The 12,839-nt window shown below is 43.1% G+C and carries 15 protein-coding genes and 1 pseudogene; 7 read left to right on the top strand and 9 right to left on the bottom strand.

Annotated features, from left to right (window positions below; genetic code table 11):
• The 6 genes and pseudogenes from FTU72_RS12515 to FTU72_RS12540 form a co-directional block, all read left to right on the top strand.
• A pseudogene (locus FTU72_RS12515) lies at positions 1-112 on the top strand (IS982 family transposase); the annotation flags it as partial.
• Positions 113-399: 287 nt separating this feature from the next.
• The gene (cydP, locus tag FTU72_RS12520) at positions 400-591 is read left to right on the top strand and encodes a cytochrome oxidase putative small subunit CydP (protein WP_004783737.1); all 192 of its coding nucleotides are present in this window, start codon (positions 400-402) and stop codon (positions 589-591) included.
• Entirely contained in the window at positions 591-2,177 is a 1,587-nt protein-coding gene (locus FTU72_RS12525; protein WP_125279135.1) for a cytochrome ubiquinol oxidase subunit I, read from the top strand. Before cydP ends, FTU72_RS12525 begins: the two co-directional genes overlap by 1 nt.
• On the top strand, positions 2,174-3,319 hold the full coding sequence (gene cydB, locus FTU72_RS12530; RefSeq protein ID WP_159123152.1) for a cytochrome d ubiquinol oxidase subunit II: 1,146 nt from the start codon (positions 2,174-2,176) through the stop codon (positions 3,317-3,319). The genes FTU72_RS12525 and cydB overlap by 4 nt, the downstream gene beginning before the upstream one ends.
• 24 nt (positions 3,320-3,343) lie before the next feature.
• Positions 3,344-3,445, top strand: a complete 102-nt coding sequence (gene cydX, locus FTU72_RS12535; protein WP_004783742.1) for a cytochrome bd-I oxidase subunit CydX — start codon at positions 3,344-3,346, stop codon at positions 3,443-3,445.
• 3 nt (positions 3,446-3,448) lie between these two features.
• Entirely contained in the window at positions 3,449-3,751 is a 303-nt protein-coding gene (locus FTU72_RS12540; RefSeq protein ID WP_159123153.1) for a cyd operon YbgE family protein, read from the top strand.
• Positions 3,752-3,799: 48 nt separating this feature from the next.
• Here FTU72_RS12540 and FTU72_RS16425 read toward each other — a convergent pair whose 3' ends face one another.
• The 7 genes from FTU72_RS16425 to FTU72_RS12575 all read right to left on the bottom strand — a co-directional run bounded on the left by FTU72_RS16425 (position 3,800) and on the right by FTU72_RS12575 (position 10,479).
• Positions 3,800-4,159 (bottom strand): hypothetical protein, encoded by a 360-nt coding sequence (locus tag FTU72_RS16425; protein WP_227607366.1) that lies wholly within the window; start codon positions 4,157-4,159, stop codon positions 3,800-3,802.
• Between the two features lie 137 nt (positions 4,160-4,296).
• Entirely contained in the window at positions 4,297-5,436 is a 1,140-nt protein-coding gene (gene rodA / locus FTU72_RS12550) for a rod shape-determining protein RodA (RefSeq protein WP_166134868.1), read from the bottom strand.
• A gap of 100 nt (positions 5,437-5,536) precedes the next feature.
• Positions 5,537-6,250 carry a 2-C-methyl-D-erythritol 4-phosphate cytidylyltransferase gene (gene ispD / locus FTU72_RS12555; protein ID WP_159123155.1) on the bottom strand — a complete coding sequence of 238 codons (714 nt, stop codon included), beginning with the start codon at positions 6,248-6,250 and terminating at the stop codon, positions 5,537-5,539.
• Entirely contained in the window at positions 6,219-6,608 is a 390-nt protein-coding gene (locus FTU72_RS12560) for a septum formation initiator family protein (RefSeq protein ID WP_004783752.1), read from the bottom strand. Before FTU72_RS12560 ends, ispD begins: the two co-directional genes overlap by 32 nt.
• A 7-nt stretch (positions 6,609-6,615) precedes the next feature.
• Positions 6,616-7,905, bottom strand: a complete 1,290-nt coding sequence (eno, locus tag FTU72_RS12565) for a phosphopyruvate hydratase (RefSeq protein ID WP_179993000.1) — start codon at positions 7,903-7,905, stop codon at positions 6,616-6,618.
• A gap of 44 nt (positions 7,906-7,949) precedes the next feature.
• Positions 7,950-8,807 (bottom strand): 3-deoxy-8-phosphooctulonate synthase, encoded by an 858-nt coding sequence (gene kdsA, locus FTU72_RS12570; RefSeq protein ID WP_004783756.1) that lies wholly within the window; start codon positions 8,805-8,807, stop codon positions 7,950-7,952.
• A gap of 31 nt (positions 8,808-8,838) precedes the next feature.
• A complete protein-coding gene (locus FTU72_RS12575; RefSeq protein ID WP_104426986.1) occupies positions 8,839-10,479 on the bottom strand; it encodes a CTP synthase in 1,641 nt (546 codons plus the stop codon).
• 228 nt (positions 10,480-10,707) lie between these two features.
• Between FTU72_RS12575 and FTU72_RS12580 the strand changes: the two genes are divergently transcribed.
• Positions 10,708-11,163 carry a hypothetical protein gene (locus FTU72_RS12580; RefSeq protein ID WP_373683629.1) on the top strand — a complete coding sequence of 152 codons (456 nt, stop codon included), beginning with the start codon at positions 10,708-10,710 and terminating at the stop codon, positions 11,161-11,163.
• A 61-nt stretch (positions 11,164-11,224) separates the two neighbouring features.
• Here FTU72_RS12580 and FTU72_RS12585 read toward each other — a convergent pair whose 3' ends face one another.
• Positions 11,225-12,331, bottom strand: a complete 1,107-nt coding sequence (locus tag FTU72_RS12585; RefSeq protein ID WP_166134882.1) for a YheT family hydrolase — start codon at positions 12,329-12,331, stop codon at positions 11,225-11,227.
• A 69-nt stretch (positions 12,332-12,400) separates the two neighbouring features.
• A complete protein-coding gene (locus FTU72_RS12590) occupies positions 12,401-12,811 on the bottom strand; it encodes a nuclear transport factor 2 family protein (protein ID WP_179993002.1) in 411 nt (136 codons plus the stop codon).
• Between the last annotated feature and the right edge of the window lie 28 nt (positions 12,812-12,839).

Consider the following 12,839-nt stretch of genomic DNA (forward strand, 5'->3'; position numbering starts at 1 on the left):
CAAAGCACGTAGTGTTCATGGATTTCTAGGAGGGATTTACGCGTCCTTGTGTGCATATCAACTGATCCATAAAAATAAGCCAACAATTCAAATTATGAAGTCATCGGCTTAAGCAGGATTCGGGTTAATTAGAATAAAAACTGAATAAAAACCCCAGCAAAATAATCAGGATTAATATACTTGAAAAATAAATTCCAACCATTTTAATCAGATTTAAATAATCTATTGTTACAAAAAAATAATCACAAATATTTAGAATAATTATCAAACTTTTAATTAAATATTATTAATATTTTCAATAACTTATAAATATATATTTATTTAAACTATTTGGTCTATTTATTTTTTAGTTACAATCGATTAATAATATATAACAAACCACATAATAGGCTTGTTCACATGAGCTTAGTTTCTAAAAATTTAAACCAAAAAACAGTAAGAGAGATTACTGCGATTTTAATTATCAAGATCATTCTACTTCTGGTAATTAAAAATATTTGGTTTGATGCGCCTACTATTCCAAAAGATTTTGACACTCAAGTCGCCGAGCGTATCGCCGGCAATCCTTCCCAAATCAAGGAGACACGTTGATGATTTCTGAAAGCGTGGTCGATCTTTCGCGGTTCCAGTTCGCTATGACCGCGATGTATCACTTTATTTTTGTTCCACTGACCTTAGGCCTGGCATTTCTGCTTGCCATTATGGAAACCACCTATGTGATTTCCGGCAAAGAAATTTACAAGGACATGACTAAGTTTTGGGGAAAACTGTTCGGGATTAACTTTGCCTTAGGGGTAACCACAGGCTTGACCATGGAGTTCCAGTTCGGAACCAACTGGGCATATTATTCGCATTATGTGGGTGATATTTTCGGTGCACCATTGGCTATTGAAGGTTTGATGGCCTTCTTCCTTGAATCTACTTTCATTGGTTTATTCTTCTTCGGTTGGGACCGTTTATCCAAAGTACAGCATCTGGGCGTGACCTGGTTAGTTGCACTGGGATCTAACATGTCTGCACTGTGGATTCTGGTTGCCAATGGCTGGATGCAAAACCCGGTTGGTTCAGCATTCAACTATGAAACCATGCGTATGGAAATGGTGGACTTTGCAGCACTGATCTTTAACCCGGTTGCACAGGTTAAATTCGTACATACTGTTTCTGCAGGTTATGTGACTGGTGCCATCTTCGTACTGGCGATTTCAAGTTACTATATGCTGAAAAAACGTGACTTGCCATTTGCACGCCGTTCATTTGCGATTGCTGCCATTTTCGGCTTAGCGTCAACTCTTTCTGTGATCCTGCTGGGCGATGAGTCTGGTTATGAAATTGGTGATGTACAGAAAACCAAACTGGCTGCGATTGAAGCAGAATGGGAAACTGAACCAGCACCTGCAGCATTTACTTTATTTGGCTTCCCAAATAAAGAAACCATGTCTACCGATTATGCTGTGAAAATTCCTTATGTTATGGGGATTATCGCTACACGTTCTGTAGATACGCCTGTTACCGGTATTAAAGACCTGCTGGTTGAACATGAAGGTCGTATCCGAAACGGTATGGTGGCTTATGAACAACTGGAAAAACTACGTGCTGGTGATCAGTCTCCTGAGCTGAAAGCTGCATTTGCAGAAACTCAAAAAGATTTGGGCTACGGTCTGCTTCTGAAAAAATATACTGCAAATGTTGTAGATGCTTCTGACGAGCAAATTAAGGCAGCAGCAAAAGATACTATTCCACATGTACCAAGCCTGTTCTGGGCATTTCGTGCCATGGTCGCTTCTGGCTTCCTGATGCTGGTTCTATTTGTTCTTGCAACTTTTGCGGTGGCTAAACGCAATGCAGAAAACAAACCTTGGTTATTAAAATTTGCATTATTTGCACTACCACTTCCATGGATTGCGGCACAAACTGGCTGGTTTGTTGCTGAAGTAGGTCGTCAACCTTGGACTATTGGTGAGGTTCTGCCTACACATTTATCGACTTCAAGCTTAAGCACAGGCGATGTATGGGGTTCAATCATTGCATTAGCAGCGTTCTACACTGTACTGCTGATCATTGAAATGTACTTAATGATTAAATTCTCACGCCTTGGCCCAAGTTCTCTACATACTGGTAAATACCACTTCGAGAAACTTGAAGCTGCAAAAAAGGCAAATGAGGAGGCTCAAGCATGATCGAATATGAATTACTCAAAATAATCTGGTGGGTACTGGTTGGCGTCTTGCTGATTGGTTTCGCCCTGACTGATGGCTTTGATATGGGCTCCATGGCGATCATGCCATTCGTGGGTCAGAATGATGAAGAACGTCGTGCGGCAATCAATACGATTGCCCCGCATTGGGATGGTAACCAGGTCTGGTTTATTACTGCGGGTGGTGCCCTGTTTGCTGCCTGGCCAATGGTTTATGCAACTGCCTTTTCTGGTATGTACTGGGCACTTCTGCTTGTTCTGTTCGCCTTATTCCTGCGTCCAGTAGGATTCGACTATCGCTCCAAACTGGAAAATACCAAATGGCGTAATGCTTGGGATTGGGGCCTAGCAGTTGGTGGTGCTGTGCCTGCACTGGTTTTCGGTGTCGCATTCGGCAATATGTTCCTGGGTGTTCCATTTACATTAGACGAAACAGTTCGTTCGACTTATTCTGGCAGCTTCTTTGCCCTGCTCAATCCATTTGCACTGGTATGTGGTGTTGTCAGCTTATCTATGCTGTGTGCACACGGTGGTGCATGGTTGATGCTACGTACAGATGGCGATTTACGTGAACGTTCTGCCAAAGCAACCAAAATCATGGGGATTGTTTATCTGGTAGCTTTCCTGGCTGCAGGCGCTTGGCTGTACTTTGGTGGTATTCAAGGCTACACCCTGGTTACACCTTTTGATACCAATGGTGTTGCCAACCCGCTTGCCAAAGAAGTGATGACCAATGCCAATCCAGGCTGGATGAACAACTATTCGACTTATCCAATCACAATGGCTGCTCCAATTGCCGGCATTTTGGGTGGCTTGATCATTGTACTGGCAGCAGGTAAAAATAAAGCAGGCCTGAGCTTCCTGGGTTCATCCCTGGCAGTGATCGGTGCAATTTTGACTGCCGGTTTTGCCCTGTTCCCATTCCTGATGCCTTCAAGCATTAATCCGGTTGCAAGCTTAACCATGTGGGATGCGGTCTCCAGCCAAAATACCTTAACTGTGATGACTGTGGCTGCATGCATCTTCGTTCCACTGATTCTGTGCTACACCACTTGGTGTTACTACAAGATGTGGGGCGTGATTACCAAAAAACATATTCAAGAGAATTCACACAGCCTGTACTAAGGCTGTGTCTTAGGAGATAAAATTATGTGGTATTTCGCATGGATTCTCGGCATTTTGATGGCCTGTTTCGCTGGTGTACTCAGTGCACTATATATTGAAAATCATCAAGACCTGGATGAGAAATAAGAGATGACAGACGCTGCAGTTGAACAAGTAAAGATAGAAAAAAAATCTAACCCTTTTGCAATGGTGATTTCTTGCCTATTGGCTTTTCCACTCGCAGCGGTGTTGCTGGTTCATCCTGCTGCAATGCTGGATGCCAACGGGGAATATAGCCACCGCGCCATGATGTTTATCATGATCGGCATTTCAGGCGGTTTTATTCACGGGGTTGGCTTTATCCCTCAGCACTGGTTCTGGAAATGGCTATTTAGTCCGTTTCTGGCTTGGCCGTTAATGCTATGGGGTTATTACACCTGGTTTCTTAATTAGGTATTAAACAGCCAAAAACAAAGCCCTCATTTGAGGGCTTTTTGTTCTTTATTTCTTTTGTGAAACACAGCCTGTTTCATAGGTAGTTCCCAAATCCTGAAGGGATTGAGTAAACTGATTATCCAGTGTACTCACAAACCGGAATTCATCCTGCGCTGTCGCAAGATGCAGATTCTGTTCTGATAGATACTTTAACTGCTTTAAACCGGTTGCATATTCACAGGCTTTAGCAATCATAAGTGCAGGATGCTCACGTCGGTCTACCGATGAGTTCAACACGGCAAGTTTTAGCTCTAACTCATCATATTTTTGTTTGGTTTGCGCCTTAAATTCAGCCTGACTCAGTGGTTTGGCCCAAGCTGAAACAGATAAGCCCAAAATTCCAATGGCTATAATTAATTTATGCATTTTCCCCTCAACAATAAAAATTACATACGATTTATCTAAGTTATTGAATATTTATAGCATAAAGCTACTTTTAATAAATACGAGCAATAAAAAAGCCAGAACTGGTCCGGCTTTGAAAACTTACTTCATTGAATTTTCTACCGATGAGTATGAATTGACATCACAATACCCATCCCTGCCAACATGGAAATTACGGCTGTACCACCATAACTCATCAATGGCAAAGGGTCACCCGTTACAGGTAAAATCCCACTGACCATGCCTGAGTTTAAAAACACGAAGAAAAAGAAAGTCAGTCCGATCGCACCGGCATACAAACGGCCAAAGTTATGAAAGCTATTCATGCCAATAATCAGACAGCGAATAATAATGGCCGTAAACAGGCTGAATAGCAGAAACACCCCGATAAAACCAAATTCTTCGGCATAAGTCGACATGATGAAGTCGGTATGATGTTCAGGCAGATAACCTAGATGAGACTGGGTGCCTTGCGAATAGCCTTTCCCCATAACCCCACCCGAACCGATGGCAATTTTGGACTGGATAATATTCCAGCCTGCGCCCAAGGCATCTGATTCTGGATCGAATAAAGTCAAAATCCGTTTCTTTTGATATTCCTGCAACAAGAACATCCACAGTAGCGGCACTGCAACGGCCAAAGCAGCAAAGGCTCCAGCAATTAGACGCCATGACATGCCACTCAGGAACAGTACAAAAATCCCGGGAATCACCAGACCGATATTTAGATCGGGTTGTAATGCCACCAGTACAAAAGGTACGCCTAAAATCACCAAGGCGCCCACAATATCTAGAAATTTTGGCGGGAAAGGTTTACGGGCAAAGTACCAGGCCATCATCAGTGGCATGGCAAACTTCATCACCTCACTCGGCTGCATACTCCCCACACCCGGCAACGTAATCCAGCGGGTTGCCCCCAGACGCTTTTCACCAATCACAAAGACCAGCAGCAGCATAAAGATACCGAACATATAAAAATATGGACTGGCAGCCTGATAGACCTTGGGTGGTACTTGGGCACAGATAAACATTACCACAAAACCCACACCAAAACTGATCGCCTGGCGAATCACCATCCCCGAATCTTCAGAGGTGGCACTGTAAACCACCATCAGACCCAAGATCGCATTTAAAATCAGGAAACAAAGCAGCCATGGATCAAGGTGCAACTTGGTCCATCGGGAGGCATTCTGGGGATTAATACTACGACCATCGCGTGCGGACTGCCGCAAAAAACGATACTGCTGTGAAGGGATCATTGGCCCACGGGTAGAAAATTCATGATGGCAAAATTATAAGTTAAAGTGCTCCGGAATAAATCGCCATTGACCGATTTATTCCATTTTTATTGCAATATATTTAGCGCTGGACAGCCAGAATCAACTTCGCCAGTTCCAGATCATCTGGATAGGTAATTTTAATATTATCGGAACGCCCCTGTACTACTTGGACGGGTTCATCTATATGTTCCAGTGCACTGGCTTCATCGGTAATGGTAGCACCATCTGCGAGTGCCTGCTGAATCGCACGCTTCAAAGTTCCAAGTTTCGCCATTTGTGGTGTTTGCGCCTGCCATAATGTCGAACGATCTACTGTCATTTCAATACCATGATCCTTTACGACACGTTTTAAGGTATCTCGTACCGGAATGGCCAGAATCGCAGCCTGATCAGTTTGAATTGCTGTATTGACCAGATCAATCAGGGAGCTTTGACTCACACAAGGACGGGCTGCATCATGCACCAAAACCCAATCCTCTTCTGAAGCAATCTCAGATAAATATTCCAAGGCATTTAGTACAGAGTTGACGCGCTCTGCACCGCCCAAGCAAAAATGTGCTTTATCCAGATGAGAAAGTGGCAGAGTCTTGGCAACATCATCCTGTGCACCAATCGCAAGGACATAACCTGCTAATGGCAATTGATTCAGACGGGAAACCGTGTGTTCAAGAACGGTCCGTTCCTGAATCATCTGGTATTGTTTAAGTTCGGTTTTGGAAAATCGGCTACCGGAACCTGCAGCTGGTAAAATGACCCACAATTTATGGTGTTGTTGGAACATCAGCTGATTCATTGGTTCTCAGGTCTACTTTATTCGGATTAAGATAAATCGGTTTATATTGAGTACTAATAGTGCTCATTTGCACAAAGGTTTCATGCGGCTTGATCAAACCTAGATCGAGACGGGCATGCTCTTCGATGGCTTCAATACCATTCTTCAAATCATAAACTTCTGCGGCCAGAACGCGATTACGTTCTTTCAGTTCTTCATTCAATTCTACTTGTTGCTGAATTTTCTGGGTCAATGCCTGATGGTCATTATAACCACCCTCACCGAACCAGTATAAATATTGAAACCCTGCGATCAAAACGATCGCAAGGCCCAACAGTACTTTACTCATCAAGGAGTCGAATACATTTAACATTGACATGAGTCGCTTAGTTCAAACCTTTGAACTCAGCTTTACCGCGATATGCAGCTTGAGTCAATTCTTCGATACGAAGTAATTGGTTATATTTCGCTACACGGTCAGAACGGCAAAGTGAACCAGTCTTGATTTGACCCGCTGCTGTACCCACTGCAAGATCCGCAATAGTTGAATCTTCAGTTTCGCCTGAACGGTGAGAGATTACAGTAGAGTAACCATTTGCTTTCGCAAGGTAGATTGCATCTAAAGTTTCAGTCAATGTACCGATCTGGTTGTACTTGATCAGGATTGAGTTACCTACTTTCTCGTTGATACCGCGTTGAAGAATCTTAGGATTCGTAACGAACAGGTCATCACCCACCAACTGGATTTTATCGCCAAGGATAGAAGTCAGGTAAGACCAGCCTTCCCAGTCAGATTCGTCCAGACCATCTTCAATCGAGATGATAGGGTATTGATTTACCAGACCTGCAAGGTAGTCAGCAAACTGGTTGCTTGTGAACGATTTGTTGCCTTCACCAGCCAGGATATATTGACCATCTTTGTAGAATTCTGAAGATGCACAGTCAAGCGCAAGCATAATATCAGAACCAGCTTTGTAACCAGTTTGCTCGATTGCAGACAGGATCACAGTAATAGCTTCTTCGTTAGAACGAAGGTTTGGCGCAAAACCACCTTCATCACCAACTGCAGTGTTCAAACCTTGTTTCTTCAAAACTGATTTTAAAGAATGGAAGATTTCAGCACCAGCACGTAACGCTTCAGAGAATGAAGTGAAACCTACAGGCTCAATCATGAATTCCTGAATATCAACAGTGTTGTCTGCGTGAGCACCACCGTTCAGGATGTTCATCATTGGAACAGGCATAGTCAAAATCTTTTGACCACGAAGATCTGCGATATATTGGTAAAGCGGCGTTTTCTTTTCTTCAGCAGCAGCACGCGCAGCAGCAAGAGATACTGCCAAAGTTGCGTTTGCACCTAATTTTTCTTTGTTTTCAGTACCGTCTAAAGCGATCATCGTATTGTCGATGTCTCTCTGTTCGAATACTGATTTACCCACTAACGCATCACGAATCAGAGTGTTTACGTTGTTAACCGCAGTTTTAACACCTTTACCTAGGTAACGTGCTTTATCGCCATCACGAAGTTCTAAAGCTTCACGAGAACCAGTTGAAGCACCAGATGGTGCACATGCACGGCCAACTACGCCAGATGCCAGGATAACGTCTGCTTCGATGGTTGGGTTACCACGAGAGTCCAAAATTTCACGTGCACGAATGTCAACGATTTGGCTCATGAACAATTCCTCAGTTGATTAATAACAGGATGCTTAAAACTGCATCAATGGGTATCTAATTTTTCAAATCCTTTCACTAGAGTATCCAGCTCTTTTAATTGAGCCAGGAATGGTTCTAGTTGAGATAAACGCAAGGCACAAGGACCATCACATTTTGCCACATCCGGATTTGGATGAGCTTCTAGGAACAAACCTGCAAGACCTGTTGCCATACCGGCACGCGCCAGTGTAGTAATCTGCGCACGACGACCACCGGCAGAGTCAGCACGACCGCCTGGAGTTTGTAATGCATGTGTTACATCAAAGAATACTGGCACGTTCATTTCTTTCATGATGTCGAAGCCCAGCATGTCTACAACCAGATTGTTGTAACCAAAAGCAGAACCACGCTCACAAAGAATCAGCTTGTCATTCCCTGCTTCCAGACACTTATGCAAAATGTGGCGCATTTCGTGCGGAGCAAGGAACTGGGCTTTCTTGATGTTGATAATGGCATCAGTTTTTGCCATCGCTTCAACCAGGTCAGTCTGACGACTTAAGAATGCAGGTAGCTGGATAATGTCAGCAACTTCTGCCACAGGAGCAGCCTGATACGGCTCATGTACATCAGTGATAATTGGCACATTAAAATGTTTTTTAATGTCGGCTAACCACTCGATTCCTTTTTCCAGGCCAGGCCCACGGAATGAGTTCAGGCTTGAACGGTTGGCTTTGTCAAAACTTGCTTTAAAGACATATGGAATATCTAAACGTTTGCAGATATCAACATAAGTCTCTGCAATTTCAAAAGCTAAGTCTTTCGACTCAAGTACGTTCATGCCGCCGAATAGTACAAATGGCAAGTGGTTTGCCATTTGTATATCGCCTAAACGTACAATTTCTTGTGGTTTTAATTGTGACATTTAAACTTCCTAGTTGTGTCTTAAACTCGCATTATTTAGTTTTTTGGTACTGTTTTTTCGCAGCATCAATGAAACCGGCAAATAATGGATGTCCATCACGTGGCGAGCTGGTAAATTCCGGGTGGAATTGTACTGCAATAAACCAAGGATGTGCAGGAATTTCAACAGTTTCTACCAGGTGTTGCACTGGAGAATAACCAGAAATCTTCATGCCTTTTTCTTCCAGCACTGGGATATAACGGTTGTTCATCTCGTAACGGTGACGGTGACGTTCGATAATTTCATCCGAACCATACACTTCAGCAGTCTTGGTACCCGGTACCAGTTCAGACTTCTGTGCACCTAGACGCATGGTACCGCCAAGATCAGAATCTACTGAACGCTGTTGAACTTCACCGCGCTCATCTAACCATTCAGTGATCAGACCAATCAATGGAGATTTGGTTGAACGGTTGAATTCTGTTGAAGTCGCATCAGTGATACCCGCCACATTACGTGCATATTCGATCACTGCAAGCTGCATACCTAAACAGATGCCTAAGAATGGCACACCGTTTTCACGTGCAAAACGAATCGCTTTCATTTTGCCTTCAGTACCACGTTCACCAAAACCGCCTGGTACCAGAATCGCATCCGCATCTTTCAATACTTCATTGACATCTTGGCTTTCAAGTTCTTCAGCATTGACATAGTCGATCTGGACTTTCACGCGGTTTTGAATACCGGCATGTAAAAGTGCTTCGTTCACAGACTTGTAGGCATCCGGAAGTTCAACATATTTACCAACCATCGCAACACGAACAGTGTATTCAGGATTCAGTAAAGCTTCTACCACATTATCCCAGTCAGACAGGTCTGCTTCTGGAAGATTGTCATAGCCGAAACGTTCACAGATTAAATCGTCAACATTTTGTTCATAGAAAGTACGTGGAATCTGGTAGATCGTACGTGCATCTTTACACACGACTACTGCACGCGCTTCTACGTTAGTGAACAAGGCAATTTTACGCGTCGTATCTGCATCAACATCATGTTCAGTACGGCAGATCAAAATGTCTGGTTGAATACCAATAGACAGAAGTTCTTTAACAGAGTGCTGTGTTGGTTTGGTTTTTAATTCTGCTGCAGACTTAATGTATGGGAGTAACGTTAAGTGCATCAGCATCGTACGTTTATGACCAAGTTCAACCATTAACTGACGTACAGATTCCATGAATGGGAGAGATTCAATGTCACCTACAGTACCGCCGATCTCAACGATCGCAACGTCATAACCTTCGCCAGCGCGAAGTACACGTTCTTTGATGTTGTCAGTAATGTGTGGAATAACTTGTACAGTACCACCTAGGTAGTCACCACGGCGTTCTTTATTCAGAACATCCTGGTAAACACGGCCTGATGTAAAGTTATTCAGTTTGGTCATTTTCGCACGACGCAAGAAACGTTCGTAGTAACCCAAGTCTAAGTCTGTTTCAGCACCGTCTTCTGTAACAAAAACTTCACCGTGCTGGAATGGGCTCATAGTCCCTGGATCGACATTAATGTATGGATCCATTTTTACCATGGTCACTTTTAAACCACGGGCTTCTAAAAGTGCAGCAACAGAAGCAGCTGAAATACCTTTACCTAGTGATGAAACAACACCACCAGTCACGAAAATAAAATGGGTCATTGGGTTTCTCGTACAATCGAGCCTAAATCGGCCTGCAATGTTGCGCAATTTTACTTTACCTTGTACCAATAAAGCAAAGTCAATCCGCATCAAATCAAAGAACAATAAACAATTGACTATTCTAACAGCAATTCCTGAAAAAAATTACAGTAAGTTCATATGATTTATATATTGCATTTTGCTGCTATAATAGGAACATTCACACCCTACACTATTCTGTTTGATGCAATGATGATGAAGAAACTTTTAATCTGTACCCTGATCCTGACTGGCCTTACACTGACTGGTTGTGTAAAAAAAGAAGCTCCAAAAGAAGAAGAACAAACCGAAGTTACTCCAGCATCTGAAGTGGTTGCTCCGGAACCTGTACAACTTGAGCCTGTTGAACCATTAGAATCAACACCAGTTGAACCGGTTGAAGAAGCACCAGCAGCACCGGCTGTTGAAATCCAGCGCGAACAAACTGCGAATACTACGACTGAAATTCGCCGTGAAGTTAAAAAGCCGGAACCTGCTCAATCAGAGCCTGCGCCTGCAGCTGAAACAAATTCAAGCACTGAGCAGCCTGCAAAACCTGCAGCAACACCAGCCGCCCCTAAAAACAACTCATCTTCTGCAAATAAGTCTGAAGATGATGCAGTTGCAGATGCAATTGCTGCTGCTATGCCAGCACTTGAAAACTAATATAATCCTTCATCAAAAAAACCCAGCTTATGCTGGGTTTTTTATGGTTTAAAAATCTCTTTCAAGCTGCCGTTGGAGTATCGGAAAGTTGCAGTAAATAATCTGCCATCAGACGAGTGGCCCATGATTCTGTCTGCATTAAGCCCTGATAAAAGCCACAATGGCTACCTTTTTTAGTGGTGACGACCACAATATTTGGCATGGCTCGAATGACATCCTTATACGGTTCCAGATTCTGGATATGACAGACCGGGTCATCTTCCGAATTCAAAATCATCAATGGAATTTTGACATTTTCAAATACATAAATTGGATTGGTGGCCTTGGTATAACTTTCATAATCTGAAAAGCCTGCCAGCTCATAGTAGCGCTGTTCAAATTCAGACAAGTCTTTCACCTCAAGCAATTGCTTCCATGAAGGATAAATCTGCCAGGTTTCCTGATAAGGATGGATAAAACGTTTGATCAGTTTTTTAGCCATGACTTTGCTATAAAACGGATGTACATAGGCAAAACCGGTTTCAGTGTTATAGCCTGGGCATAAAGCAAAGGCTGCTTTGAGTGGGGTTTGCTCGCCCTCTTCACCCAAGTAGCGAACCAACAGTCCTGTCCCCGCAGAGGAACCCACACCATAGAGATCGGATTGAGGAAACTTGTCCTGAATATAGAGCAACTGTTCACGCAGATCTTGGGTTGAACCAAACAAGTTCATTTTTGGCACAGGCATTGGCAGGTCAGCATGACCACGGCGCAAACACAGAGCAACACGCCAGCCTGTATATTTATGTAGGTCACGCACCAGCTCCCGCATGGATTCCGGAGAGCCGGTAATGGTATGCAATAGCACAATGGTAGGTGTACTTGGCGGTAAATCTAAACCATACCAGGCAATGCCAGTAATGCCGCCATCGGACATATTCAGCTGCTCAAGCACATCATATTGCAGCTTAATCGTGCGTTTTTTTATCAAGTCCAGATATAGAATGTGCGCATGCGCATTCGATAACCACGGTGTTGGACGATATTTCTGTTTTAAAAGTGGTAAACGTTCAATCACACCAGAAAATAAACCATTCGGATTATAATAAAGTGTTGGAAGATCGGCTCCGCTAAAGCGGTCCAGATATTCACTTGAAAGTTGACTCATTTTTTTAAGCCACATTTTCATCTGTATTCCCCTCTAGTTTTCTATCAGTGATGTACAAACTTCATGCCGACTTGAATCAATTTTAGGAAATTAAGTATTAGCCTGATAAGCCTGAATCCGCTGGCCCATTTCTATAGCTAAGGCTTCAAGTCCAGATTTTGGTCGTATCATTACTTCAAAATCAATGATCTGACCTTCATCATTGAACTGAATCATGTCGATTCCCTTAAGTTTCTTATCGCCGACATTGGCGGAGAACTCAAGTACAACATTGTTACCATCTTCACTAAGAAATTCGCGGTGATAAGTAAAGTTTTCAAAGACCTGAACCACATTGGTCAAGATAAAAAATACAACCTGTTTCCCGGGATAAGGCTGAAAAGCCACGGGTGAGCGGAATACGACATCGTCCGCGAGGAGTTCATTCAATATGGACATGTCACGTGTTTCCAACATTTCATGCCAACGCATAATTGCAGTTTGGGTTGTTTGTAGTGTCATTATTATTTCCTTTTTGTTGTAAAGTCCC

Origin of the sequence: Acinetobacter sp. YH12137 (assembly GCF_013418535.1) — a bacterium.
Taxonomy (GTDB): Bacteria; Pseudomonadota; Gammaproteobacteria; order Pseudomonadales; family Moraxellaceae; genus Acinetobacter.